The organism is Actinoplanes sp. CA-015351 (genome assembly GCF_050955685.1).
Taxonomy (GTDB): Bacteria; Actinomycetota; Actinomycetes; order Mycobacteriales; family Micromonosporaceae; genus Actinoplanes.
Genome location: NZ_CP192102.1, coordinates 6468136 through 6494100, shown reverse-complemented (window position 1 = coordinate 6494100; position 25965 = coordinate 6468136). Strand labels below are relative to the sequence as shown.

Sequence of the window (25965 nt, the reverse complement as noted above, 5' to 3'; positions counted from 1 at the left end):
GTCCCTTCCCTGTGTATGTCAAGGGGTGCGGCACGCCACACGCCCGCAAGAGTGTACGGGTACCTCCTGAGAAAGTGGTGTGCGGCCGCCCGGCTAGGCTCGTTACGATTTACCCCCGATTTGAGGGAGAGGCGTCACCGTGCTCGTCACCGGCTTTCCGGCCGAGGCCTTCGGCACCAACTGTTATGTGGTCGCCGCCGGCCCGGGCGAGCAGTGCCTGATCGTCGATCCCGGCATCGGTGTGCTCGACCAGCTGGAGGAGACCCTCGCCCAGCACCGGCTGCACCCGGCCGCCGTGCTGCTCACGCACGGGCACCTCGACCACACCTTCTCCGTCGCGCCGGTCTGCGGTGCGCGCGGCATCACGGCGTACGTGCACCCCGCCGACCTGGAGATGCTGGCCGATCCGGCGAAAGGGCTGAGCGCCGATCTGACCCAGATGTTCGGTGGCCGCCTGCGATACAGCGCGCCCGACGACGTCGCCGAGCTGACCGACGGCGCGGTGCTGAGCATCGCCGGCCTGGAGATCACCGTCGATCACGCGCCCGGCCATACCGGCGGGTCGGTGCTGTTCCGCCTGCCGGGCGACGATTCCGAGGAAGTTTGTTTCTCCGGGGACGTCCTCTTCGCGGGATCCATCGGGCGTACCGACCTGCCGGGCGGCAACACGGCGACGATGATGACCAGCCTGCGGGACAAGATCCTGCCGCTGGCCGACGAGACCGTCGTACTGCCCGGCCACGGACCGGCCACCACCATCGGCCGTGAGCGCGCGTCGAACCCGTACCTGCGGGAGCTGACCGCTGCGCCGCGCCGAGGTCTGTAGAAAAACGGAGAAACACAGTGCCCATTTCCGGCTTCCCCGAATGGCTGCCGTCGCAGCGCATGATCGAGCAGTACACGCTCGACAAGATCCGCTCCACCTTCGAGCTCTACGGTTTCGCCCCGCTCGAGACGCGTGCCGTCGAGCCGATCGAGACCCTGCTGTCCAAGGGCGAGACGTCCAAGGAGGTCTACCTCCTGCGCCGCCTCCAGGGTGAGGACGACCCGAAGAAGGAGGACCAGCTCGGCCTCCACTTCGACCTGACCGTGCCGTTCGCCCGGTTCGTCACGGAGAACCACGGCAAGCTGCAGTTCCCGTTCCGCCGTTACCAGATCCAGAAGGTGTGGCGGGGCGAGCGACCGCAGGAGGGCCGGTACCGCGAGTTCCTCCAGGCCGACATCGACGTGGTCAACCGGGACACGCTGCCGTTCCACTTCGACACCGAGATGCCGCTGGTGATCGGCGACGCGTTCCGCTCGCTGCCGATCCCGCAGGCGACCATCCAGGTCAACAACCGCAAGGTGTGCGAGGGCTTTTACCGCGGCCTCGGGCTCCAGGACACCGCCCAGGTCCTGCGTACCGTGGACAAGCTCGACAAGATCGGCCCGGAAAAGGTGGCGGCCGCTCTGATCGAGACGGCGGGCGCGACCGACGCGCAGGCCAAAGCATGCCTGAAATTGGCCGAAATTTCGACATCTGACGCCTCCTTCGTGGACCTGGTCAGAGCCCTCGGCGTCACCGACCCGCTGCTCGACGAGGGCCTTGACGAACTGCGACAGGTCGTCGAGGCCGCCAACGAGCACGCCCCTGGCCTGATCCGCGCCGAGCTCAAGATCGCGCGCGGCCTGGACTACTACACCGGCACGGTCTACGAGACCCAGCTGCAGGGATACGAGCGCTTCGGCTCGATCTGCTCCGGCGGCCGTTACGAGACCCTCGCCTCGGTCGGCAACACCCGTTTCCCCGGCGTCGGCATCTCGATCGGCGTCTCCCGGATGCTCGGCATCCTCTTCGGTCAGAACGCGCTGACCATCTCCCGCTCGGTCCCCACCGCCGTCGTGATCGCCCTCCCCAGCGAGGACGAGCGCGCCAACTGCGAACGCATCGCCACCGGCCTGCGCAAACGCGGCATCCCCACCGAGGTCGCACCCACCGCCGCCAAATTCGGCAAGCAGATCCAGTTCGCCGACCGCCGCGGCATCCCCTTCGTCTGGTTCCCCACCGCCGAAGGCCACCAGGTCAAGGACATCCGCTCCGGCGAACAGACCGAAGCCGACCCCGCCACCTGGACCCCACCCACCGAAGACCTCAAACCCCAGATCAAAGGCCTTTAAAAGTACGCACGACGCAGGCGCCCCGAATCCCGGGGCGCCTGCCGTCCGTCCCCCCGGCGCACTCCGCCGCCGGCCCCGGCGCCCCCTAAAGCGTGTTGATTTAGGGTGCGATTCGAACCCGAAGTCAACACGCGGCAGGGGGTTCCCGGCCGGGGCGTTATGCGCCGGGGAGTTCGAAGAGCAGGCAACTCGATGTGGCGTGGGCGACCAGGCGGCCTGCCCCGTCGACCAGGCGGGCCTCGGCCAGTGCGGTACGCCGCCCCCGCTGGAGCACCACTCCGGTGCAGACCAGCCGCCCCGAGTCCACTGTCACCGCGCGGAGGAACTTCACGTTCAGATCCATGCTGGTGTAGCCCACGCCGGCCGGCAGGGTGCTGTGCACCGAGCAGGCGGCGGCCGTGTCGAGCAGCGTCGAGATGATGCCGCCGTGCACGGTGCCGAGCGGGTTGTAGTGGAACTCCTGCGGATCCAGCTCGATGGCGACGCTGCCCTCCGAGGCGTGCAGGCCGGCCGCGCCGATCAGGCTCATGATGGGTGGCGGCGGGAGCTCGCCGGAGGCCATCGCCTGGAGGATCTCCATGCCGCTGCGCCGGCCGAGCTGGCTCGCGTGCTCGGCGGGGTCGGCCCAGTCGAACGTCCGGGTCCGGGTCGCGGCCGGGTCCTGAGTCTGCGTCATGGATTCAGGCTGGCACCGGCTTGCTGCGTCTGTCAACAAGACTTAGCCTCGACGGCATGGTCGGACATGTCACACCCCCCGCGCTCGAGTGGTCTGTCGACAACTGCACGCTCGCCCGCGCCATGGAGATCCTCGGCGAGAAATGGACGATCGTCGTCCTGCGCGACGTCTTCACCGGCATCCGGCGCTTCGACGACATGCGGGTCCGCACCGGCATCCCCCGCCAGGTGCTGACGAACCGGCTCGCCATGCTGGTCAGGCACGGTGTGCTGCGGCGCGAGCCGTACCAGGAGCCCGGCGCGCGGGTCCGCCACGAATATCGGCTGACCGAGAAGGGACTCGACCTTTATCCGATGCTGATCGCGGCGGCCGCGTGGGGCAACCGGTACCTGGCCGACCCGGAAGGCCCCCCGATCCAGTACGCCCACCGCGGCTGCGGCGCCGAACTCCAGGTCACGTTGCGGTGCGCCGGCGGGCACGACGTCGACGACAACCGTGCCGTCCTGTCCCAGCCGGGACCTGGAGCACATCGACGCACCTGAGAGGGCCCGGCTGGGTACCTTGCCAACCGTGACCGTGACAGAAACACCGTGGACGCCGCTGCGGAACCCGGTGTTCCGGATGCTCTGGCTGGCCGTTCTCGCGAGCAACGCCGGCACCTGGATGCAGACCGTCGGCGCGCAGTGGCTTGTCGTCCACGAACCGGACGCCGTGACCTGGACCAGCCTCGTGCAGGCCGTCACCACCCTGCCGGTGCTGTTGTTCGCGTTGCCGTCCGGGACGATCGCCGACGCGCTTGACCGGAGGCGGTTGCTGCTCGGCGTACAGCTGGGGTTGTTCGTGGTGGCAGTGACCTTGACCGCGTTCGCGGCGCTGGACCACCTCGATCCGCCGCTGTTGCTGGTCTTCACTTTTCTTCTCGGTGTCGGTCAGGCGCTCACGCTGCCGTCGTGGCAGGCGGTGATCCCCGAGGTGGTGCCGCACGATCAACTGCCGGCCGCGTCCGCGCTCGGCGCGGTCAACACGAACCTGGCGCGCTCGGCCGGTCCCGCGGCCGGCGGTCTGCTGGTGGCGCAGTTCGGCTCGGCCGTCGTGTTCGGACTGAACGCGCTCTCTTTCGCGATCTTCGCGCTGGTCCTGCTGCGGTGGCGCCGCCCGCCGCAGCCACCGACCGGCCACGCCGAGCGGTTCGGTTCCGCGCTGCGCGCCGGCGAACGCTACGTGCGCTGGTCACCCGTGGTGCGCCGGATCCTCGGCCGGGTGCTGCTGTTCGTCCTGCCGGGCAGCGTGATCTGGGCGCTGCTGCCGGTGGTGGCCCGGCAGGAGCTCGGCCTGGGCGCCCAGGGATACGGCATCCTGCTCGCCGCGCTCGGCATCGGCGCGATCGCCGGCGCTCTGCTGATGCCGCGCGCACGCCGGATGCTCAGCACCAACCAGATGATCGTCTCGACCGGCCTCGGCTACGGCGTCGCGCTGCTCGTCGTCGCGTTCGTCCCGCACGTGATCGCGGTGATTCCCGCGCTGGTCCTGGCCGGCCTGGGCTGGATGATGCTGGTCTCCCGGATGAACGCCGCCATGCAACTCTTCCTGCCCAACTGGGTCCGCGCCCGGGCGCTCGCGATCTATCAGCTGGTCTTCGCCGGCGGTCAGGCAGCGGGCGCGCTGCTCTGGGGCCAGTTCGCCTCGGCCTTCGGCCTCGGCCACGCCTTTGCCACGGCCTCGGCCCTGATGCTCGCGGGCCTCCTTCTGGTACGCGTATGGCCCGTACACACCCACGAGAACGACGACAACGCGCCGGCTGTCTACTGGCCGGAGCCGCACCTGATGTACCAGCCCGGCCTGGAGGACGGCCCGATCCTGATCTCGGCGGCGTACCGCGTCCAGCAGGAGAACGTCGCCGCTTTCACCGCCGCCATGCAGCGGGTGCGCGGGTCACGGCTGCGTACTGGGGCGACGCAGTGGGGCCTGTTCCGCGACGGGGCGGCCCCGGACACGTTCGTCGAGGTCTACCTGGTGCCCACCTGGGACGAGCACCTGCGCCAGCACGAGGGCCGCCTGACCGAAACCGACGAACAGGCCGAACAGCACGCCACGGCCCTGGCAGCCGGCCCGCCGACGATCACCCACCTGCTGGCCGCCGGCTGACCAGGAACGGCCGCTGCGTGTCGACTTCAGGTTGGAATCGCACCCACAGTCAACACGCATGGAGGCTGGGTTGGGTCCGCCCGGCAGATGGGGTGCGGTCCTGCCCGACAAATCTGATAAGCCGGATGTTTCGGTTTTGTTCCGATTAGCCTCGATGGCAGGCGCTTCCGCACTGCCGGCCGACAGCGGGCCCGCCCGGCCATCGTCACACCCCACGGGCCCGCCGGCACGCCCGCCGCAGAACGGGAACGAGCCGCATGAAGATCGAATTTCTGCGCCGCCTGCGCGGCCCCAACGTGTACGTGTCCCGTCCCGCCGTCGTGGCCCGGCTGCGCCTGGAAGAGCTCGCCGGCCTGGAGACCACCGACGTCACCGGGTTCACCGAGCGGCTGCTGCGGTCGCTTCCCGAGCTGGCCGAGCACCACTGCGCGGCCGGGTCGCCCGGCGGGTTCGTGAGCCGGCTGCGCAACGGGACGTACTTCGGTCACGTCACCGAGCACGTCTGCCTCGAACTCTCCCAGCTGATCGGCCGGGACGTGAGTTTCGGCCGGACCGTGTCGACCGGCGAGCCCGGCGTCTACGACGTGATCGTCGAGTGCCCGGTGGACGAGTCGCCTGCGTCACGCGTACCCGGGGAACTGCTTGAAGCGGCGATCGACCTGGTGCTCGCGGTGCACGGGGGTCAGGCCGTGCCGGGTGGTGCTTCGCGCGTACGCCTGGGTCTTGGTCGTGGGACGCCCAGCGGAGCGGGCGGCACGCTGGAGCAACGTCTCGCTGAGCTCGCCGCCCTTGCCGAGCGGGAGGCGGCCGGTCCGAGCACGCGGGCGATCATCACGGCGGCGCGTCGCCGGGGCATCCCGGTGGAACGTTTCGACGACCTCAGCCTGATCCGTCTCGGCTGGGGCAACCGGCGGCGGTTCGCATGGGCCGCGATGACCGACGCGACAAGCGGCATCGGCATCGACGTCGCCGGTGACAAGCACATGACCCGGCGGCTGCTGATCGAGGCGGGCATCCCGGTGGCGCCGGGCGGTGAGGCGCGGACCCCGGCCGAGGCGGTGGCGCTCCTCGGCGAGCTGGGCGCGCCGGTCGTGCTGAAGCCACGGCGGGGCAGGCAGGGCGAAGGGGTGACCCTCAACCTGAACGCGCCGGACGAGGTCGAGCGGGCGTTCGCCGCGGTCAAGGACCGCGACGTGGTGGTGGAACGGCAGCTCGGCGGGCGCGACTACCGGGTGCTCGTGGTCGGCGGCGAAGTGGTCGCGGCGGCCGAGCGGGTCGCGGCGCACGTGGTCGGTGACGGCCGCGCCACGGTGACCGAGCTGGTCACGGTGGCCAACACGGATCCGCGCCGAGGGGTTGGACACTCCCGTGAGCTGACCCGGATCGAGCTGGACGAGACCACCGAGCGGCTGCTCTGGCGGCAGGGTCACACCCCGGGCAGCGTGCCGGCCGAGGGCGTGACCGTCTGGCTGCGGGACACCGCGAACCTCTCCACCGGCGGCACCAGCAGCGACGTCACCGACCAGGTGCATCCGGACGTGACCCGGCTCTGCCAGCGGGTGGCCGGCCTGATCGGGCTGGACATCGCCGGGATCGACCTGAGGCTGCCGGACATCGGCGCCCCGCTGCCGCCGGTCGGTGAGCCGGACGAGGTGACGGCCGGCGTGATCGAGGTGAACGCCGCGCCCGGCCTGCGGATGCACCTGTCCCCGGTACGCGGCCGGGCCCGCGACGTGGGCGACGTGATCGTGCGGTCGATGTTCCCCAGCGGGTCGGACGGGCGGATCCCGACCGTCGCGATCACCGGCACGAACGGCAAGACCTCGGTCGTCAAGCTCACCGCACACCTGCTCAGCGGCAGCGGGATGCGGGTCGGCACGGCCGCGACCGACGGCGTGGCGATCGACGGGCGCACCGTGCTGGTGGCCGACGCGACCGGGCCGCGATCGGCGCAGATGGTGCTCGGCGACCCGCAGGTCGAGGCCGCTGTGCTGGAGACCGCGCGGGGCGGGCTGATGCGGCGCGGACTCGGGTACGACTGGAGCGACGTCGGCGTGATCACCAACATCACCGCCGACCATCTCGGGCAGGACGGCCTCGACTCGATCGAGGACCTCGCGCACGTGAAGGCGGTCGTCGCGGAACGCGTACGCGACGGCGGCACCCTGATCCTCAACGCCGACGACCCGTGGGTACGCAGTCTCGCCACCCGCCCCCGGGTACGCGCGGACCGCAAGCGCCTCGTCTGGTTCGGCCTCGACGCGGAGAACCCGGTGGTCACCGAGCACCTGGCCCGCGGGTCGACGGCGTACGTCCTGCACGACGGCTGGCTGGTGCAGGCGACCGGTGCCCGGCGTACCCCGCTCCTGCGGCTCGCCGACGTGCCCGGCGCCTTCGGAGGGGCCGCCCTGCACGTTGCCGCGAACACCCTGGCCGCCATCGCCGCGGCCCGGGCCCTGGGCGCCCGCCCGGAGATGCTTGCCGACCGGCTCGCCGAGTTCGACCCGAGCCTGGCGAATCCGGGCCGGGGCACGCTGCTGCGCGTCGGCGACGTGTCGGTCTTCGTCGACTACGCGCACAACCCGGCGGCTCTTGCGGCGACGCTGCGGACCCTGCACCTGCTGTGGGGCGCCCGGCGCTGCGTGGCCGCCGTGACGCTGCCCGGTGACCGGCGCGACGATCTGCTGGCCGCGTCGGCGCAGGTGCTGGCGGACGGGCTGACCCGGGTGGTGCTGTACGAGGACTCGGACCTGCGCGGGCGTGATCCCGGCGAGGTGGCCGGTCTGGTGGAGCGGGAGATGCGGGCCCGGCGGTCCGATCTGCGAGCGGTCCGGGCGGACGGGTGTCAGGACGCGATCACCAAGGCGCTGGCCCTGGCTTCTCCGGGTGAGGTGGTTCTGGTGATCTACGAGAAGTGGGCGCCGACCCGGGAGTTCCTGGCGGGTCTGGGGGCGGTGGCGGGATTGCCGCTGATGAAGCCGGCGCTGAGTTTTAAGCCGGGGGTGGCGCGGGGCCTCACTTCTCTTTCGGGGGTGACGGCTTTTCGGGGGTGACGGCTTTTCGGGGGTGACGGCTTTTCGGGGGTGACGGCTTTTCGGGGGTGACGGCTTTTCGGGGGTGACGGCTTTTCGGGGGTGACGGCTTTTCGGGGGTGACGGCTTTTCGGGGGTGACCGCTTTTCGGGCGTGACCGCTTTTCGGGCGTGACCAAGATGACAGATCTTGGACAGAGTCGATCTCTCTCCGTAGTCTCTGGCTGACCAATCGTGAGTGGACACACCCGTTCGTTGAAAGCGCAAGTTCCGACGAAGCGGGCAATCCCGTAGCGTTGTCGTGGCGCTACGTGGCCACCCGGTACCGGAGCGCCATTTTCACCCCCGCACGACGGGCATCAACGGGCGAACTGACCGTAACGAGTGCCTGCTAGATCGCACTTCGCCGAGTCGAACTGGTGACCGATAGGGACTAACATCCTCGCCGCTGATGGGGGATGCTCAGAGTCCGATGGTGGGCCTGACTCGCCCGGCATCAGACTGCATGGCGGTGCGGTCCGGTGTTGATCTCGAAGCGCGCATGTGGGGGCACATGAGCACGACGGACCTGCCCGGTTCGGGGCTGCTCGCTGGTCGATATCGACTGGTCGAGCGTCTCGGTGCCGGCGGGATGTCTGTGGTTTGGCGAGGGTTCGACGAAGTTCTGGGGCGACAGGTCGCGGTCAAGGTCCTGCCTCCCTCGACGAGCGCCGATCCCTCCTTCCGGCGCAGGCTGCGCGCGGAGGCTCAGGCCGCCGCCCGGCTCACGCATCCACACATCACCAATGTGTACGACTACGGCGAGGCGACCACCGTCGACGGCGAACCGGTGCCGTACGTCGTGATGGAACTCGTCGACGGCGAGTCCCTGGCCGCCGTGCTGGCCCGGGTCCGGATGCTGCCGTGGCCCACCGCCGTGCGGCTCAGTGCCGAGGTCGCCGCCGCTCTGGCCTCCGCGCACGCCCGGGGCATCGTGCACCGCGACGTCACCCCGGCCAATGTCATGCTGACCCCGGCCGGCGCCAAGGTCGTCGACTTCGGCATCTCCGCCCTGATCGGGGAGAACGACGTCGACCCGGACGGCAGCCTGCTCGGCACCCCGGCATACCTCGCTCCCGAACGGCTCGAGGGCGGCCAGGTCAGCCCCGCCACCGACGTCTACGCCGTCGGCCTGCTGATCTACCGCATGCTGATCGGCCAGCTGCCGTGGGACGTGGGCACCACCACGGCCCTGCTGCGCGCCCATCAGTACACCGAGCCCGAACCCATGCCGCCCGTCGAAGGGCTTCCGCCCGCCGTCGAAGCGCTCATCGCCCGCTGCCTGGAGAAGCGTCCCGAGGACCGGCCGCCCACCGCCGAGGTGGCCCACGTGCTCGCCGGCATCTCGGCCGGTGCGCCGCTCGTGACCTCCGGGTTCGACGCGCACTGGGCGGACGGTGAGGACACCTTCATCCTGCCGTCCGGTTACCCGTACGCGGGTTTCGGCCCGGCCGCCGCGGCCGCCGGCCCCACCGACCCGATCATGGGCTCGGCCGCCACCGAGCAGCCGCCCATGCCGTCGCCCTATTCGCCCCCTCCGCCCCCGCCGCCGCTGCGTCCCAGCGCCGCTCAGGGGCCGGTGAGCGGCTCGCCTCCGGACAAGCCCACGTCCAGCCGCAAGCAGGTGCACATCCGCCGTGCGGTGGTGCTGACCGGCATGGTCGCGCTGCTCACCGGGCTGGCCTATGGCTGGACCGGCCTCGGCGAGCGGCCGAAAGAGGCCGCAGGCGGCACCGCGGCCCCGCTGCCCAGCGTCGTGCCGGCCTCCGGCAACTGCGTGGTCAGCTACGCCGTCTGGTCCGACGACAAGAAGCGGTTCAAGGCCCAGGTGACCCTGGCGAACCGGGCGGAGGCAGCGGTCGACAAGTGGAGCCTCTGGTTCCTCATGCCCGGCGACCAGGTCGTTTCCGGAAATGGCAAGACCGTGCTGACCCAGGACGGCAACGGGGTCACGGTCAAGTCGGTCGGACCGCTGGCCGGCCAGAAGACCACGACGGTGCAGATCAGCGGGCGCTACATCGAGAGCAACGCGGCCCCGATGGTCTTCAAGCTCAACGGGCAGAAGTGCGAGGCCTACGTCTCGGCCGAGCCCGGCGAGCCGTCCCGCCCGGTCGAGCACCTCTCCAACGGCGATGCCCGGCTCGGTGACCCGGCCACGCCGTCCGCCGGCATCTCGATCGACCCGGGTGGCAACGTCCACATCACCCCCACGGTCGCGGCGCCGTCGTCGTCGACCTCGGGTAACCCAGTGGTGGTGAACCCCCTGCCCAGCACCTCGACGTCGACGAAACCGGTCGTGGTGGTTCCCAGCGACGACACGCCGTCGTCGCCGGTCCCGCCGTCGCTTCCGGACTTCCCGAGCGACTCCGCGTCGCCGGCCGCGTCATCGCCGTCGCCGGCCGCCTCGTCGGCCTCCCCACCGCCGGAGCCCGGCACGGGCGTCGAGGACGACTGCGATCCGGATGTGCCAGGGGAGTGCCCGGAACCCGTTACATCGGAGTGATCGGGTACTCGGAGGTACGGTGAAGGTGATACCGACTGGCGGGCATTAGCCCGTATTGCGGCACTTTCGCACGGCGTGGCTGCCGGCCGGCCTGCCACTCGCGAGGAAGATGGGCCAAGGCCCGCGCGGGTGGGATAACGGAGTTGGTCGACATCGGGAGTTCGGCATGATCAGCACAGTGAAGGATCTGGCCGCCGAGGCGCTCTTCGTCTCGTGCCTCCAGCCGTCGGAGCGTCCGAGCCGGGAGACCGTCGAGGACGCGATCACGACGATGATCCTGCGGTACGGCAGTGACGGCTGCGCGGCCGGCGTCGCCCTCGAGTTCGGCGACCATCCGGACGTCGCGGTGCAGCGGATGACGTGGGCCCGCTCGGAGCTGACCGAGGTTCTGGTGCCGCGGGTTTCAGTACTGCGCTGAACAGGCTTTTCTGAGCCGTCTCGTGCTTCAGTCCTGCCTCAAACCTTTCAGGCCTGAGGTTTTTCATGAAAAAACTCCATAAAAGCAACCGAGTTCGGCCTCCGCTGCACCTCGCGATGGTCAAAGTTCTTCTCGTCAGCCGGTGTTCACCTGCCGGTTCGTACGAGCGAGGAGGACTACGTGACCACCACGATCGAAGTCCCCGCCACCATCGGAACCACCCACGACGCGCCCTCCGCGCGCGACATCGAGGACTTGATCCGCGAGAACATGCCGATGGTTGGCCATCTGGTCCGGGAACTGCTCAACCGAGTACCCGGCCATGTCCACGCAGATGATCTCTCCTCCGCCGGGTTCGCGGCGCTCCTAGGAGCCGCCCGCTCCTTCGACGTGACGCGGGGCATCCCGTTCCATCGCTTCGCCGCTGTCCGGATACGCGGCGCGCTGCTGGACGAACTCCGCGGACAGGACTGGGCCAGCCGATCGGTGCGGGCCAGAGCTCGGCGAGCGGCCACCGCCCGTCAGGAGCTCACCGCAGCGCTTGGCCGCACACCCAGCGACGCCGAGGTCGCCGAGGTGCTCGGCATCGGCGTCTCCGAGCTCGCCAGCGTCGAGGACGACGTGCAGAAGGCGTCGCTGCTCAGCCTCCAGGGTTTTCCGACCGGGGCGGCCGAGGAGATGGTGCCGGAGACGTCGGAGGGCCCGGAGGATCTGCTGCTGAAGCGGGAACGGCTCGGTTATCTGCACCAGGCCATCCAGGCGCTGCCCGAACGGCTTCGCCAGGTCGTGCAGGAATCCTTCTTGCAGGAACAGCCGCTGAGCGAGGTAGCGGCCAGGCTGGGCGTCACCGAATCACGAATATCGCAGCTGCGCACCGAGGCGCTGCGCCTGCTCCGCGAGGGCCTCAACAGCTCCCTCGCCCCGGAGCTCCTGGTCGTCGCGGCAGGAGGCCCCCGCACCCGCAAGGGCTGCCTGCAACGCCGCCGCACGGAGTACTTCGCCAAGGTCGCCCAACAAGGCAGCCTGCACACGAGGCTCGCCCTGACCGACGCCCACGGTGTCCCGATAGCCGTGGCGGCTTAATCACATCCCGGTGGGGGCGACGCGTTCGGTCGCCCCCACTGCCTTTCTCACGCTCCCTTTTTCGTACGCGTCAGCTTTTGGTACGCGTCAGCGTTTGGTACGCCTCAGCTTTTGGTACGCGTCAGCGCAGAGCCCCGTGGCTACACCGCGACCTGGCTGCCCCGCCAAGGCCGCTGCGCGCGCTACGGCGACCGGTGCAACGCCAAGCTCCAACCCCACCCGAGCCGCCGTCCTTCGCAGCAGCTGGGGTGCGGCATGGGCGAAGCCCCGAGCGTGTGGATTTAGGGTGCGATCCGCGCCCAATGTCCACACGCAACGGGGCTTCGCTCACGACGGGCAGCAAACCGCCTCGCCCAGCGGCCGGGCCGTAGTTCCGATAGGTCATCCGCCGCGATGACCTATCAGAACGACGGCCCACCGACCGGCGACCAGCCAGCACTGACCCTGCTGGCTAAAGAGGCCGGCATCCCCGCAAGCCGCCACCAGCACCCGGCCGAGTGGCACCAACCGGCCGAGTGGCACCAACCGGCCGAGTGGCACCAACCGCCCGAGTGGCACCAACCGCCCGGGTGGCACAAGCCGGCCGGGTGGCACAAGCCGGCCATTCCGCGATCTTGGAGTCGTCCGGTCGCGGAGTGTCACTTACTGTCACGGCGAGGCGAGCCGGCCGCGCATCTATGGAGCATGGTGGTGCCTCCAGGCACCGTCAGTTACCAAGATCAGCCCGTGATGCCCGCCAGCACGACACGCAGCGCAACCAATGTCGGTCACCGGCAACCCGCGAGCCGCCGCGCTGCGGGGGTCTGCAGCTCGGCTCCGCCGCCGCGCTCCCAATGCGTGTTGACTTAGGGTGCGATTCAAACCCAAAGTCCACACGGGCAGCCGTTTCGTGGCGTGGGTGTCGGTATCGGGTGTGGATTGCACCCTAAATCAACACAGTGGGCCTTAAGTCGACACGTTGGGCCCTGGCCGAGTGGTCGTGGACCGTGGATTCCGCTCGGGCAGGCGGGATCCTGCTCTGGCGGGCGGGACGCCGCTCGACACCGGCTGGTCTGTCCGTCAAAACGGATAAATCAGCTTTCGTTTGCTGCCGGCATCAAGCTCTTGGCGGGCACGGATCATTCGCCGGAGGCAGACGATGCCAAGATCGCGGATTGGTCGCAGCAAACCACACGCCGGGAGCGCTCGGGTGCTCGGTTAGACGGGTGTCAGTGTTCGAGGGTGGGCTGTCGGGTGGGTCATGCAGTAGGCGTCGAGTATCGCGCTGACCTGCCGGACATCCTGGCCGATCGCACTGAGGAGCAGACCGCCCGCTGCCAGAGGCATGGCGGCCGCATCCGAGCCCGGCACGGCGGACATCGAATAGGCCCCCAGACTGGCCGGCGCAACCGTGCTCGGGCTGACAGGCGCAACCGTGCCCGGGCTGGCCGGAGCAACCGTGCCCGGGCTGACAGGCGCAACCGTGCCGGGGCTGGCCGGCGTAACTGTGCCCCGGCCGGCTGACACGACTGTGCCCGGGTTGGCTGGTGTGGCTGTGCCGGGGCCGGCTGAGATGACCGTGCCGGCGGCGCGGCCGTTGCCGAGCACCGCCGCCCCGGACCATCCGGGTGCCGCCGGGCCGACCGAGAGTTCGTGCCGGTAGATGGTCGTGCCGGCGTATCGAACCGTCATGTCGGCCCGTACGTCGCCGGACTGCTCGCCGTGGCGGCCGCAGACCAGTTCGTCGCGCCAGAGCAGCGCGCCACCCTCCTCCACGTCCACCCGGGTGACGGCCACGTGGTCGCACCCGGCCGCCGCGATCAGCGGCTCCGGAAGGTATCGCAGCGTCCCGCCGGCCGCGACGGTCGCGACCACGGTGAGCCGCGACGCAGGCAGGAACGACCGTCCCGGCAGGGCGAGCGACGCCGCCACGCTTCGGAACTCCAGCCACGCCCCCGGCCCGACCTCGATCTCCAGCCGGAGCTCGTCGCCCCGCAACGGCCCGGCAGCGCCACCGACCAGATGAACGGTGACGCCAGTGCCGGTCCGCGGCCCGGTACGCCGCAACAGCAGCGGCGACTCACCCCGCAACACCGGAAGCCGGGTACCGCCGAGCCCGTCGGACTCGGCGACAACCCTCGCCTCGGCGCGCATCAGCCCACCCCCGCGCCGCGTGTGCCCGCATGCACCGCACCCGGCTGGCCCGCGCCGAGTTGGCCCGCGCCGAGTTGGCCCGCGCCGAGTTGGCCCGCGCCCGGGTGACCCGCGCCCGTGGCTGGGTGGCCCGTGGCTGGGTCTGGGTGGCCCGCGCCAGGGTTGCCCGTGCCCGGGTCGCCCGTGCCCTGCGTTGTTGGGTCCGCACGCAGCAGGCCTGGTGTTGCTGGGCTCGGCCGGGGCGGGGTTGGTCGTGGGGCGGGGCGGTCAGGCTGTGGCATGGGCGGTGCGGGCGGTGACCAGGGAGCGGATCCAGTCCGCCACCGGGGTGGCCTGCTTGTCCTCGGCTAGGGAGAGGAAGACGGTCGGGAGCTCGCCGCGGCGTGCGCCCGCGTCTCGTTCCATCACCGACAGGTCGGCGCCGACCAGCGGGGCCAGGTCCGTCTTGTTGATGACCAGGAGGTCGGAGGTGGTGACGCCAGGGCCGCCCTTGCGGGGCACCTTGTCGCCGCCGGAGACGTCGACCACGAAGATCTGCTGGTCGATCAGGCCCTTGCTGAACGTCGCGGTCAGGTTGTCGCCGCCGCTCTCCACCAGCACCAGGTCGAGGGGTCCGAGCTTCTCCTCGAGGTCCTCGACCGCGTCCAGGTTCGCCGAGATGTCGTCGCGGATCGCCGTGTGCGGGCAGCACCCGGTCTCGACGGCCCGGATGCGCTCGGCCGGCAGAACGCCGTTGCGCAGCAAGAAGTCGGCGTCCTCAGTGGTGTAGATGTCGTTCGTCACCACGGCGAGCCGCAGCTCGGAGCCGAGGGCCCGGCACAGGGCGGCGACGAGCGCCGTCTTGCCGGAGCCGACCGGTCCGCCGATGCCGATGCGGAGCGCGCGGGCTCCGACGGCAAGCGGCTCGTGCGGGTCGACGCCCGCCTCAGGGTGCGTGTGCGGAACCTCATCGGGGCCGTGTTCGTGCAGTTCAGGATGCAAAGAGACGCACCTCCCAGGTGGCATGGTGCTCGGCGCCGATGTCGAGCAGTGGAGCGCCCGCGGACGGCAGATCGTCGACCGGGTCGCGGTACCGTCCCGCGGCCACGGCCGCGATCCGGTCACATTCAGGAGCTAGGCGAGCCAGTAGCGCGTGTACCGCGTACGGATCAAGCCCGAGGAGCCGGACCGCCGCGCTGGCCGGTCCGGTGATGATGCCGTGCGCCGCGGCGACAGCGGACTCGCCGGGCGTCAACCCGGCGGCGGCGGCCAGCACACCCAGCGCGATCGGCTGATGCGGGTCCCGGCCGGCCGGGCCGGTCAGCCGCCACATGGCTCGGCCGGCGCGGAGCAGAGCACGTCCTTGTGCCCGGGAAGCCTTTCGGAGCGCGGGTGACGGCGTCCGGGCGTCGAGGCCGGCGTCGAGCTCGGCGCACCGGCTGACATCACCGCAGGTGGCGGCCGTGAACGCCGCCGAGACGAGTCCTCCGGTGGCGAGTTTGCCACGGAGGAACCCGTCCAGCCCGGCGACGTCCTTCACCCGGCCGGCGGCGATCTGCGCCTCCAGCCCGCCGGAGTGTGCGTGCCCGCCGGAGGGCAGCCGCCCGTCCGCGAGCAGCAGCAAGGTCGCGAGACTCAAGCCGCCACCTCCGTCCGGCGGCAGCGGTCCCGCTCGTGCTCGGCAGACATCAGAAGAGGAAGTACCGCTGGGCCATGGGCAGCTCGCTGACCGGGGCGGGTTCGACGACCTGGCCGTCGATGCGTACCTCGAAGGTGTCCGCCTGGACCTCGATCCGGGGCATGGCGTCGTTGCGCACCATGTCGGCCTTGCCGACCGAGCGGGTGTCGGCGACCGGGACGAGCGCCCGTTTCACCCCGATCCGGTCGGAGAGCAGCGCGTCGATGGCGGCCGGGGCGACGAACGCCACGGACGTCTGCGCCGGAACCACCCCGTAGGAGCCGAACATCGGCCGGGGCAGCATCGGCTGAGGTGTGGGGATGGACGCGTTCGCGTCGCCCATCTGCGCTGACGCGATCATTCCGCCCTTGATCACCAGCGCCGGGCGTACCCCGAAGAACGCCGGGTCCCAGAGCACCAGGTCGGCGAGCTTGCCGGGTTCGATCGAGCCGACCTGTTCGGACATGCCGTGCGCGATGGCCGGGCAGATCGTGTACTTCGCGACGTACCGCTTGGCCCGCTCGTTGTCCGCGGCGCCGTCGCCGGGCAGGGATCCGACGCGCGCCTTCATGACGTGCGCGGTCTGCCAGGTACGCGTGACGACCTCACCGACCCGGCCCATCGCCTGCGAGTCCGAGCCGATCATCGAGATCGCGCCCAGGTCGTGCAGGAAGTCCTCGGCGGCCATCGTGGACGGCCGGATCCGGCTCTCGGCGAACGCCAGGTCCTCCGGCACCGCCGAGTTCAAGTGGTGGCAGACCATCAGCATGTCGAGGTGCTCGCTGAGGGTGTTGCGGGTGTACGGCCGGGTCGGGTTCGTCGACGACGGCAGGATGTTCGGCTGCGAGGCCACGGTGATGATGTCCGGCGCGTGCCCACCGCCGGCGCCCTCGGTGTGATAGGCGTGGATCGATCGCCCGGCGATGGCCCGCAGCGTCTCCTCGACGAAGCCGGCCTCGTTCAGCGTGTCGGTGTGGATCGCCACCTGCACACCGGAGGCGTCCGCCACGCTCAGGCAGGCGTCGATCGCGGCCGGCGTGGTGCCCCAGTCCTCGTGCAGCTTGAAGCCGCCGGCGCCGCCGCGCAGCTGCTCCCACATCGACTCGGTCGACATCGTGTTGCCCTTGCCGAGCAGCAGCACGTTGATCGGGAAGGTGTCGAGCGCCTCGAGCATCCGAGCCAGGTGCCACGCGTTCGGCGTGACCGTGGTGGCCTTGGTGCCCTCAGCCGGCCCGGTGCCGCCGCCGATGATCGTGGTGATGCCGGACGCGAGAGCCGTGTCCAGGATCGTCGGGCTGATCAGGTGCACGTGGCTGTCGATCGCGCCGGCCGTGAGGATCTTGCCGTTGCCCGCGATGATCTCGGTGCTGGCGCCGATCACCAGGTCGGGGTGCACGCCGTCCATGGTGTCCGGGTTGCCGGCCTTGCCGATCGCCACGATCCGCCCGTCCCGGATGCCGACGTCCGCCTTGACGATCCCCCAGTGGTCGAGAACGACCACACCGGTGATCACGGTGTCCGGGGTGCCCTCGGCGCGGGTGGCGCGGGACTGGCCCATCGACTCGCGGATGACCTTGCCGCCGCCGAAGACGACCTCGTCGCCGGGCGCCGGCCCGGAGCTGCGGTCCTCTTCGATCTCGATCAGCAGGTTCGTGTCGGCGAGCCGGATCCGGTCCCCGGCGGTGGGTCCGTAGAGAGCGGTGTACCGGCCGCGGTCCAGTGAGGTCATGCCGGTTCTCCAGTCCACGCCAGGCTGTTCATGCTCGTCCGGTTGGTGCCATGGCTCAACGGGGGCTCCCGTTGTCGCCGTTGTGCTGGCTCTCGCCGGTGTCCTCGTCGAGGGACCCGGCCGGCTCGATGTCCGACGGGTCGGCCGCGAGCGCCGGTGCGCCGGCGTCGAGCGGACCGCCGGCCAGGCCACGCAGGCCCGGCACGATGCGCCGCCCGGCGAGCGCGACAAGCGTCACGTCACGGGGGATGCCGGGTTCGAAGCGGACCGAGGTGCCGGCCGGCACACCGAGGCGGTAACCCCAGGCGGCCTTGCGGTCGAACTCCAGGGCCGCGTTGGACTCGGAGAAGTGGAAGTGCGAGCCGACCTGGACAGGCCGGTCACCGGTGTTGCGGACGGTGAGCTCAAGCGTCTGACGACCCGGGTTGATCTCGATGTCGCCGTCGCCGTGCAGGATTTCGCCGGGGATCGTCATGAGATCGGCCCGTGCACCGTGACGAGTTTCGTCCCGTCCGGGAAGGTGGCCTCGACCTGCACTTCGGCAAGCATCTCGGGAACACCGTCCATGACGTCGTCCCGGGTCAGCACCCGCCGGCCGGCGTCCATCAGCTCCGCGACGGTTCGGCCGTCACGGGCGCCTTCCAGCAGGAAGGCTGTGATGATTGCGGTAGCCTCCGGGTAGTTGAGCCGCAGACCGCGCTCGCGGCGCCGCCGGGCGACATCTGCCGCCACATGAATGAGCAGTCTTTCCTGCTCGTGCTGGCTGAGGAACAAAGGGACCTCCTGATCGCGCCCCGGAATGCTCGCAGCTGGAAGTTTCGGACGTGTTACCCGTCCATCTGCGACCCGCCGTCCGATTCTGATGATCGTCTGCCGGTTGCCCAAAATCCCGCGTCTGCCCGGTTTGCCAGGCAAATTCTCGGGAAACACGCCCGCCCGTGGCTCAGACCCGGGCTGCCACTCCGTCGATCAGGAGGTCGACCGCCAGGGAGAACCCGGTGTCGTCGGCCTCGCCCTCGCCGATCAGCCGCCGCATGGTGCCGTTCACCTCGGTGTGCAACAGGCCGCCCACCAGCACCGCGAGGACCGCCCCGGTGCGTTCCACCTCGGGCTCGGGGAGGCCGGCGCCACGGAGCACGGCGCAGAGCGTGCGCCACATCGGCCCGTCCCGCTGGATCACGTCGTCGACCGAGAACGCGTGCCGGATCAGGTTGCTGTGCGCCAGGCTGAGGGCGCGGAACTCGTAGGCCAGCCGCCGCAACTGCTCCTGCCAGGTGCCCCCGGCCACCTCGATATGCCGCGCGCCGTCGGTGACCAGCCGGGTCACGCCGTCGAGCAGAGCCGCCTTGTTGGCCACGTGGTGGTAGATCGACATCGGGTTGACGCCCAGGTCGGCGGCGAGCTTGCGCATGCTGAGCGACTGCACGCCGTCGGCATCGATGATCCTCAGTGCAGATCTCAGGATGATGTCCTTTGTTAAACGTTGATCACCTGACTTTCCGGTTTCTCCCATACGCCGTATGGTACCCGCCATACACTGTATGGCTGAGGAGGATCTCCCTTGACCGCCGCCATTCCCGCCCCGCGCGGCCTGCCGATCGTCGGCAATGGACTGCAGGTCCCGGTGGAAGGCACCCACCAGTTCTTCGCGGACCTGGCAGCACAGCACCCCGGAGGCCTGTTCAAGCTGAACCTGGCCGGGCGGCACGTGGTCTTCGTTTACGACCCCGATCTGGTGGCCGAGGTGTGCGACGAGTCGCGCTTCTACAAGCCGGTCGACGGACCGCTCGGCGACGTCCGCGATTTCGCCGGCGACGGTCTTTTCACTGCCCGGGAGGACGAGGAGGTCTGGGGCCAGGCCCACCGGATCCTGCTCCCGGCGTTCAGCCAGCGGTCGATGAAGGCGTATTTCCCGCAGATGCTGGAGGTAGCACAGGACCTGATCGGGGCATGGGAGGGCCGGACCGTCGTCGACGTGACCGACGACATGACCCGGCTGACCCTGGACACCATCGCGCTCGCCGGTTTCGGGCAGTCGTTCAAGTCGTACGAGCAGGTCGAGCTGCACCCGTTCCTTCAGGCGATGGGCAACGCGCTGACCGAGGTGATGCACCGCGCCCGCCAGTTGCCGCTGGTCACCCGGCTCAAGCGCGAGGCGGACGGTAAGTACCGCTCGGACATCGCGGTCATGCAGGAGACGGTCGACGAGGTGATCCGCGCGCGGCGCGCCAGCGGGGAGAAGTCGAACGACCTCCTCGGGCTGATGCTGGACGCGGCCGACCCGGTGTCCGGTGGACAGCTCTCCGACGAGAACATCCGCAACCAGGTCCTCACGTTCCTCATCGCGGGTCACGAGACGACAAGCGGCACCCTCTCGTTCGCCCTGCACCTGTTGCTGCGCAACCCGCACGTGCTGGCACAGGCATATGCCGAGGTCGACCGGGTGCTGCCCGGGAACACCGTGCCGACTTATGAAGCGATCATGAAGCTGGACGTGATCCCGCGGATCCTCGACGAGACGCTGCGGCTGCTCTCGCCGATCCCGTTCATCGGACTGGCTTCCCGCGAGGCGACCACGCTCGGCGGAAAGTACGAGATCCCGGCACACCAGAAGATCGGTGTGCTGATGAGGCCGTTGCACATCAACCCGGTGGCCTGGCCGGACCCGGAGGCCTTCGACATCGACAGGTGGCTGCCGGAGCGCAAGGCCGAGCACCACCCGCACGCTTACAAGCCGTTCGGCAACGGCGAGCGGGCCTGCATCGGGCGGCAGTTCGCCCTGACCGAGGCCCGGCTCGCGCTCGCCATGGTTCTCCAGCGTTTCGCGGTCGCGGACCCGGACGGTCACCAGCTGAACATCAAGCAGACCCTGACGATCAAGCCCGACGATTTCCGCCTGCGGATCCGGGTGCGCCAGGACCACGAACGCATCGCCGCGGGCGGAGACCTCGCTGCCGCGGCCCCGGCCACCGAGGTGGCCCAGGTCCAGGCCGCCGGGGTACGCCTGCGCGTGGCGTACGGCTCGAACCTGGGAACCTCCGAGGACCTGGCGCAGCAGCTGGCCGATCGTGCCCGGCGCTCCGGTTTCGACGTGAGCGTGCAGAGCCTCGACCAGCTGGCCGGCGACCTGCCCACCGAGGGTCTGCTCGCCGTGGTCACCTCCAGTTACAACGGGAAGGCGCCGGACAACGCGCAGCTTTTCGAGGACCTGGAGATCGAGCCCGGCGCTCTGAACGGCATCTCGTATGCCGTCCTGGGCAACGGCAACACGCAGTGGGCCACCTATCAGGCGTTTCCCAAGCGGGTCGAGGCGAAGCTGGCGAATGCCGGCGCCACCCCGATTGTGGCGCGCGGCGAGACCGACGCGGCCGGTGATTTCGACGGGATGGCCACGAGCTGGCTCGAGGGCCTATGGACGGCGCTCGCCGCGTCCTTCGGAGCCTCGGCGGTGGCGTCGGCGGGTCCCCGGTACTCGCTGGAGGTGCTCGGCGAGGACCAGATCAGGCCGGCCGTGGTTTCCGGCCAGGCGTACCCGATCATGGTTTTCGCCAAGGACGAGCTGGTCGGCGACCCGGACGGGCTCTGGGATTTCAGCCGGGAAGCGCCGCGGCCCGGCGTCAAGGCGATCACCGTGCGGCTGCCCGAGGGCGTCTCGTACGAAGCGGGCGACCACCTCGCCGTTTACGCCAAGAACGACAGTGAGCTGGTCGAGTGGGCGCTGCACACGCTGCGGGTCTCGCGCGACCTGGTGGTGCGGCTGAGCCAGGACGGCGAACGCCCCACCGGGCTGCCGATCGGGGTGCCGGTCACCGCGGGTCTGCTGCTCACCGATTTCGTCGAACTCCAGGAGCCGGCCACGCGTGGGCAGATCGCCACGCTCGCGGCGCACACCCAGTGCCCGTGGACGACCCGGCAGCTGACGGCCTGGACCGAGGACTCGGAGCAGGCCAGTGCGGCGTACGCCGACGAGGTCCTCGCGAAGCGGATCTCGCTGCTGAGCCTGCTCGAACGGTTCCCCGCGATCGAGTTGCCGTTCGGCGTCTTCCTGGAGCTGGTGGGCACGATCCGGCCCCGCTTTTACTCCATCTCGTCGTCGCCGATGGTCGACCCGGCGCTGGTCACCATCACGGTGGGCCTGGTCGACGGACCCGCTCGCACCGGCAACGGGCGGTATCGCGGAATGTGTTCGCAGTACCTCGCGCGGCTCGAACCCGGCGACGTCTTTTACGGACATGTCCGGGTGCCGGCGCCGCCGTTCCGGCCGCCGGCGGACCCGGCCACGCCGATGATCCTGATCGGGCCGGGCACCGGTTTCGCCCCGCTGCGCGGTTTCCTCCAGGAGCGTGCGCTGGTCGACGGGCGAGGCGCGGCCAAGCTGTTTTACGGCTGCCGGCACCCGGATCACGACTGGCTTTATCGCGCCGAGATGGAGCAGTGGGCGGCGGACGGGGTGACCGATCTGCACCTCGCGTTCTCCGCGGTGGCGGATCATCCGCACCGTTTCGTCCAGGAGGCGCTGGCAGCGGCGGGCGACGAGGTGTGGGAGCTGCTGGAAGCGGGCGCCCACATCTATCTCTGTGGCGACGGCGCCCGGATGGCGCCGGCCGTGCGTGGTGAGCTGCTCGCGCTGTATCGCCGGCACACCGGCTCGACCGTCGAACAGGCGGAGGTGTGGCTGCGCTCGCTCGAGTCGTCCGGCCGTTACCAGCAGGACGTATTCGCCTGACCCTGACATGGCGATGACGCTAAACCCGGCCCCAAGGGACGACTCAAGTCCTCGGGGCCGGGTTCAGGCAGGAAATTTCGCGGCGTTCTACTCCGGCAGGCGCGCGTTGAGTAGCGGCGCCAGCATCGCGGCGTACTCCGTGGTGATGTGGCTGGCGTCCTTCCAGACCAGCAGGTTGCCGACCACGGCCGGGCAACTCTGGAAGGTGCAGAACCAGTCCCGGGTGTCGATCACGGTGACCCCCATGGCCTGCGCGGCCGCCGCGACCATCTCCCGGCGGCCCGGCTCCACGAACGCGTCCCGCGTCGGCCGGGCACACAGGTTCACCGCGTCCGGATGCGTGACCAGGCACTCCGGGGCGGATCCGGCCGGCCACGGCGTGTCCAGCAACAGCACGGGTACGGCGCCGGTCTGCACGATCCGGTCGAACGTCCGCGTCCACCCCTGCACCCAGAGCTGGTCCCGGTCCGGTCCCTGGTCGATCCGGCTGCCGTCCGGCGCGACCAGGCCGCCGCTGTCACCGCCGTTCGACGAGAGCACCACGAACTTCGGGCGCTGCTCGGCGATCTCCGCGAGGACACCCTCACGCCAGTCGGCGCACTCCTGGTACGGCCGTTTCATCGTCTTGTTGAAGACCAGCACCGAGGCGGCCTGGCAGGCGCTCTTCGTCCGCGAGAACAGCTTGAGCCCGCGTTCCCGCGCGATGGAGTCGACCGCCGGGAACCAGTGGGCAGCGTGCGAGTCGCCGAGCAGGAAGATCTCCTCTGTTCCGGCCGGGTCGCCGTACACGCAGGGGTTGTCCGCCACCAGGTACGGATAGTCGATGTGGCAGTGATCCTGATAGACCACCGGCTGGTCCGCCGCCGCGGTCTGCGGTGCGGGCCGTAGGTTGGCCGGCAGCGTGAGCTGCTGCGACGCCTCGGCCAGCAGGGTACGCAGGCGCGCCTGAGCGTCGGCCGCCTCGGCGAGCCGGCTGCCGGTGTCCGCCACGGCCGCACCGGTCGCGACGGCCGGGGTGAAACGGCCGGCGCCCAGCGCGAGCCCGGCCGTCACGATCGACAGGGCCAGGCCGGCGACGAGGCCACGCCGGGCCGGGGCCTTGAGCCACGGTCGGTTCCGGGCCGGGTTCTCCACCAGGTGGTACGACCCGATCGCGAGGATCACCGACCCCGCGGCCAGGGCCAGGCCGAGGCCCAGCGACGGCTCGATCCCGAGCGCCGCCGGCCCGATCATCAGCGCCGGCCAGTGCCACAGATACCAGCTGTACGAGTAACGCCCGATCAGCTGGAACGGGCGGGTGCCCAGCAGCACGGCGGCGCCACCCCGGGGCGCCGCGCACCCGGCCGCGATGATCGCGGCGGTGCCGAGGACCGGCAGCAGCGCGGCAGTTCCCGGGAACGGGGTGTGCTCGTCGTAGAGGAACGCCGAGCCGATCACGGCGGCCAGGCCGAGCCAGGTGAGCACGGCGGCGAAGCGTCCGTGCAGGCCCGCGAGGCGGGAGGCGGCGACGGCCACGAGCGCGCCGATCGCGAGCTCCCACGCGCGGGTGTGTGCGCCGAAGTACGCCCACGGCGCCGCCGACCGGGTCTGCACCACGCCGGCGGCCAGCGAGGTCACGGTGATCAGGACGAGCACTACGGTGAGAGGGAGGTGCTTCGCGCGTACCCTCGCCTCGGTCTTGCCGGCGCGCTGCGCCGGGATCGCGGCAGTGCGGCGGCGGGCGCGCGAGATCGCGTAGGTGAGCAGGAGCAGCGGCCAGAGCAGGTAGAACTGCTCCTCGACGGCCAGCGACCAGAAGTGCTGGAGCGGGGACGGCGCGGCGTCGGCGTTGAGGTATTGGACGCCCTCGCCGGCGAGGCGCCAGTTGATGCCGTAGAACGTGGCGAAAAGCGCGTCCAGGCTGATCGCGTGAAATCGGGTGGACGGCAGCCAGAACCAGGCGCCGGCGAGGGTGGCGACCAGGACGACGGCCGAGGCCGGCAGCAGGCGCATCGCCCGGCGCGCGTAGAAGCTGGTGAGTGAGACGGTGCCGGTGCGGTCCAGCTCTTTCCGGAGCAGCGTGGTGATCAGGAAACCGGAGATCACGAAGAAGACGTCGACGCCGATGTATCCGCCGGCCAGCGATGCGAGGCCCGCGTGCGACAGGACCACGAGTGTGACCGCGACGGCACGCATGCCCTCGATGTCCGGACGGAAGCCGAGGTGCGGACGTGGCCGATCGGCCGGCACCGCGTGGCATCTATGCGGTGTTCCCGGTCTCCTGTTCGCTCTCCTCGGCGCCTTCGTCGTCCTCGTCCTCCTCGGACCCGCCGGTCGGTGCCGTTGTCGTCTCCGGCTCGGTTGTCGCGGTCGCCGGGGCCTCGGTGGCCGGCGTGGTGGGTTCGGTCGTGGTCTCGGGTTCGGTGGTGGCCGGTGCCGCCGGGGCGGTGGTCCGCTGCGACGGCCGTGCCGCCGGGCTCGGTGAGGTCTGCTGCTTTTGATCGTTGTCGCTGGTGGTAGCGATCTTGCCGTTGTTTCCGGTGGTGTTCTTGCCGCCGTTGCCGTTCTTGGTGGCGCTTGGTTCGCTGAGCGGTGCCTCGCTGCCGGTGGTGCCGGCCGGGGCATCGGTGGGGGAGGAGCCGAACGGGTTGGCGACGGCGAGGATGGTGCCGGTGGCGATCAGGGCCAGGAGCAGGACCGAGAGGAATACCAGGTTACGGCGATTGCCGCCGGCGGGCGGGTTGGCGATCGGCGGCGGTGGCTCGTCGGGCATGACCCAGGCCGCCGTTTTGGTCACGGTGGGTGAAGGGGGTGCCGGGGCCGCTACTGCCAGGATGCTTGTCGCGTCCGGGTCGGGGGCTGCGTCGGCGTCGCTGAGCAGCAGGTTGCTTGCTGTGTCGGCCATGGCGGAGGCTGACGCGAAGCGGTCGTCCGGGTTCTTGGCCATCGCGGTGGCGACGAGCTGGCGTACCGAATCGGGAACGTTGCCGGGCAGAGGCGCCGGCTCCTCGCTGACGTGCTGGAGCGCGACGGCGAGGGGGTTGTCGCCGAGGAACGGCGGCTTGCCGGCCAGGCAGTGATAGGCCACCGCGCCCAGCGCGTAGATGTCGGCGTGCGGTCCGGTGGTCTGTTTGGACACCTGCTCCGGTGCAATGTAGAGAGCGGTGCCGACCACTTCTTTCGCGCCGGTCAGCGTGAGCGAGCTGGCCGAGCGGGCAACGCCGAAGTCCACCAGGACGACAGTGCCGTCCGGTTCGATGATCAGGTTGCCGGGCTTGACGTCGCGGTGGACGATCCCGGCCTCGTGCGCGGCGGCCAGCGCTCGTGCGGCCTGGGCCACGATGGACATGGTGTCGGCGGGGCTCAGGGGTCCGCGCTCGGCGATCTGCCGGTCCAGCGGCTGACCGTCGACGCGCGCCATCACCAGATAGGCCGCGCCCTCGCCGGTGTCACCGAAGTCGTAGACCGGCACCACGCTGGCGTGCCGCAGCGATGCCATGGCCCGCGCCTCGTGCTGGAATCTGCTCCGGAACCCGGCGTCGCCGGCGTAACCGGCGAGCAGCGTCTTCACCGCGACGGGCCGGCCGAGCACCATGTCCGAGGCCCGCCAGACCTCGCCCATGCCGCCGGCCGCTATCCGGTCGTCGAGGCGGTAACGGCCACCGAGCAACTCTCCAGGCTGAGGCATG

19 protein-coding genes are annotated in these 25965 nt (G+C 70.2%); 9 read left to right on the top strand and 10 right to left on the bottom strand.

Annotated elements, in window-relative coordinates; translation table 11 throughout:
• Nucleotides 1-139: 139 nt before the first annotated feature.
• Entirely contained in the window at nt 140-826 is a 687-nt protein-coding gene (locus ACQP2E_RS29525) for an MBL fold metallo-hydrolase (protein ID WP_433826212.1), read from the top strand.
• A 59-nt stretch (nt 827-885) separates the two neighbouring features.
• Complete coding sequence (hisS, locus tag ACQP2E_RS29520) at nt 886-2157, top strand: histidine--tRNA ligase (RefSeq protein ID WP_433834083.1); 1272 nt, start codon at nt 886-888, stop codon at nt 2155-2157.
• Nucleotides 2158-2314: 157 nt separating this feature from the next.
• Here the strand turns inward: hisS and ACQP2E_RS29515 are convergent, their stop codons facing one another.
• The gene (locus ACQP2E_RS29515) at nt 2315-2833 is read right to left on the bottom strand and encodes a PaaI family thioesterase (RefSeq protein WP_433826211.1); all 519 of its coding nucleotides are present in this window, start codon (nt 2831-2833) and stop codon (nt 2315-2317) included.
• Between the two features lie 56 nt (nt 2834-2889).
• On the opposite strand from ACQP2E_RS29515, the gene ACQP2E_RS29510 reads away from it, so the two are divergent.
• The 6 genes from ACQP2E_RS29510 (at nt 2890) to ACQP2E_RS29485 (ending at nt 12052) form a co-directional block, all read left to right on the top strand.
• Nucleotides 2890-3375, top strand: coding sequence for a winged helix-turn-helix transcriptional regulator (locus ACQP2E_RS29510; RefSeq protein ID WP_433826210.1), 486 nt, complete (start codon nt 2890-2892; stop codon nt 3373-3375).
• A gap of 28 nt (nt 3376-3403) precedes the next feature.
• The gene (locus ACQP2E_RS29505) at nt 3404-4978 is read left to right on the top strand and encodes an MFS transporter (RefSeq protein ID WP_433826209.1); all 1575 of its coding nucleotides are present in this window, start codon (nt 3404-3406) and stop codon (nt 4976-4978) included.
• 257 nt (nt 4979-5235) lie between these two features.
• Nucleotides 5236-8031: a cyanophycin synthetase gene (gene cphA / locus ACQP2E_RS29500; protein WP_433826208.1), complete on the top strand. Its 2796-nt coding sequence runs from the start codon at nt 5236-5238 to the stop codon at nt 8029-8031.
• A gap of 531 nt (nt 8032-8562) precedes the next feature.
• Nucleotides 8563-10551 (top strand): serine/threonine-protein kinase, encoded by a 1989-nt coding sequence (locus tag ACQP2E_RS29495; protein WP_433826207.1) that lies wholly within the window; start codon nt 8563-8565, stop codon nt 10549-10551.
• 166 nt (nt 10552-10717) lie between these two features.
• A complete protein-coding gene (locus ACQP2E_RS29490) occupies nt 10718-10969 on the top strand; it encodes a hypothetical protein (protein WP_433826206.1) in 252 nt (83 codons plus the stop codon).
• Between the two features lie 180 nt (nt 10970-11149).
• Nucleotides 11150-12052 carry a sigma-70 family RNA polymerase sigma factor gene (locus tag ACQP2E_RS29485; RefSeq protein ID WP_433826205.1) on the top strand — a complete coding sequence of 301 codons (903 nt, stop codon included), beginning with the start codon at nt 11150-11152 and terminating at the stop codon, nt 12050-12052.
• 1197 nt (nt 12053-13249) lie between these two features.
• Here the strand turns inward: ACQP2E_RS29485 and ACQP2E_RS29480 are convergent.
• The 7 genes from ACQP2E_RS29480 to ACQP2E_RS29450 all read right to left on the bottom strand — a co-directional run bounded on the left by ACQP2E_RS29480 (nt 13250) and on the right by ACQP2E_RS29450 (nt 18997).
• On the bottom strand, nt 13250-14185 hold the full coding sequence (locus ACQP2E_RS29480) for an urease accessory protein UreD (RefSeq protein ID WP_433826204.1): 936 nt from the start codon (nt 14183-14185) through the stop codon (nt 13250-13252).
• Nucleotides 14186-14452: 267 nt separating this feature from the next.
• On the bottom strand, nt 14453-15166 hold the full coding sequence (gene ureG / locus ACQP2E_RS29475; RefSeq protein ID WP_433826203.1) for an urease accessory protein UreG: 714 nt from the start codon (nt 15164-15166) through the stop codon (nt 14453-14455).
• The gene (locus ACQP2E_RS29470; RefSeq protein ID WP_433826202.1) at nt 15156-15803 is read right to left on the bottom strand and encodes an urease accessory protein UreF; all 648 of its coding nucleotides are present in this window, start codon (nt 15801-15803) and stop codon (nt 15156-15158) included. Before ACQP2E_RS29470 ends, ureG begins: the two co-directional genes overlap by 11 nt.
• A gap of 49 nt (nt 15804-15852) precedes the next feature.
• On the bottom strand, nt 15853-17571 hold the full coding sequence (locus ACQP2E_RS29465) for an urease subunit alpha (protein ID WP_433826201.1): 1719 nt from the start codon (nt 17569-17571) through the stop codon (nt 15853-15855).
• 55 nt (nt 17572-17626) lie between these two features.
• Nucleotides 17627-18046, bottom strand: a complete 420-nt coding sequence (locus tag ACQP2E_RS29460) for an urease subunit beta (RefSeq protein ID WP_433826200.1) — start codon at nt 18044-18046, stop codon at nt 17627-17629.
• Nucleotides 18043-18345, bottom strand: a complete 303-nt coding sequence (locus ACQP2E_RS29455; RefSeq protein ID WP_433826199.1) for an urease subunit gamma — start codon at nt 18343-18345, stop codon at nt 18043-18045. The genes ACQP2E_RS29460 and ACQP2E_RS29455 overlap by 4 nt, the downstream gene beginning before the upstream one ends.
• 169 nt (nt 18346-18514) lie before the next feature.
• Entirely contained in the window at nt 18515-18997 is a 483-nt protein-coding gene (locus ACQP2E_RS29450; RefSeq protein ID WP_433826198.1) for a TetR/AcrR family transcriptional regulator C-terminal domain-containing protein, read from the bottom strand.
• A 135-nt stretch (nt 18998-19132) separates the two neighbouring features.
• Here ACQP2E_RS29450 and ACQP2E_RS29445 point away from each other — a divergent pair, with 135 nt between their 5' ends.
• Nucleotides 19133-22297 carry a bifunctional cytochrome P450/NADPH--P450 reductase gene (locus ACQP2E_RS29445; protein ID WP_433826197.1) on the top strand — a complete coding sequence of 1055 codons (3165 nt, stop codon included), beginning with the start codon at nt 19133-19135 and terminating at the stop codon, nt 22295-22297.
• 87 nt (nt 22298-22384) lie between these two features.
• On the opposite strand, the gene ACQP2E_RS29440 is transcribed toward ACQP2E_RS29445, so the two are convergent.
• Nucleotides 22385-24526, bottom strand: coding sequence for an SGNH hydrolase domain-containing protein (locus ACQP2E_RS29440; protein WP_433826196.1), 2142 nt, complete (start codon nt 24524-24526; stop codon nt 22385-22387).
• Between the two features lie 10 nt (nt 24527-24536).
• Nucleotides 24537-25964 (bottom strand): serine/threonine-protein kinase, encoded by a 1428-nt coding sequence (locus ACQP2E_RS29435; protein ID WP_433826195.1) that lies wholly within the window; start codon nt 25962-25964, stop codon nt 24537-24539.
• Between the last annotated feature and the right edge of the window lies 1 nt (nt 25965).

Excerpts from the sequence above, each read along its gene's own strand:
- ACQP2E_RS29510 (WP_433826210.1), top strand. The coding sequence starts at position 2,890 with ATGGTCGGACATGTCACACCCCCCGCGCTCGAGTGGTCTGTCGACAAC.
- ACQP2E_RS29490 (WP_433826206.1), top strand. The coding sequence starts at position 10,718 with ATGATCAGCACAGTGAAGGATCTGGCCGCCGAGGCGCTCTTCGTCTCG.
- ACQP2E_RS29460 (WP_433826200.1), bottom strand. The coding sequence starts at position 18,046 with ATGACGATCCCCGGCGAAATCCTGCACGGCGACGGCGACATCGAGATC.
- ACQP2E_RS29495 (WP_433826207.1), top strand. The coding sequence starts at position 8,563 with ATGAGCACGACGGACCTGCCCGGTTCGGGGCTGCTCGCTGGTCGATAT.
- cphA (WP_433826208.1), top strand. The coding sequence starts at position 5,236 with ATGAAGATCGAATTTCTGCGCCGCCTGCGCGGCCCCAACGTGTACGTG.
- hisS (WP_433834083.1), top strand. The coding sequence starts at position 886 with ATGATCGAGCAGTACACGCTCGACAAGATCCGCTCCACCTTCGAGCTC.
- ACQP2E_RS29435 (WP_433826195.1), bottom strand. The coding sequence starts at position 25,964 with ATGCCTCAGCCTGGAGAGTTGCTCGGTGGCCGTTACCGCCTCGACGAC.
- ACQP2E_RS29465 (WP_433826201.1), bottom strand. The coding sequence starts at position 17,571 with ATGACCTCACTGGACCGCGGCCGGTACACCGCTCTCTACGGACCCACC.
- ACQP2E_RS29515 (WP_433826211.1), bottom strand. The coding sequence starts at position 2,833 with ATGACGCAGACTCAGGACCCGGCCGCGACCCGGACCCGGACGTTCGAC.
- ACQP2E_RS29480 (WP_433826204.1), bottom strand. The coding sequence starts at position 14,185 with ATGCGCGCCGAGGCGAGGGTTGTCGCCGAGTCCGACGGGCTCGGCGGT.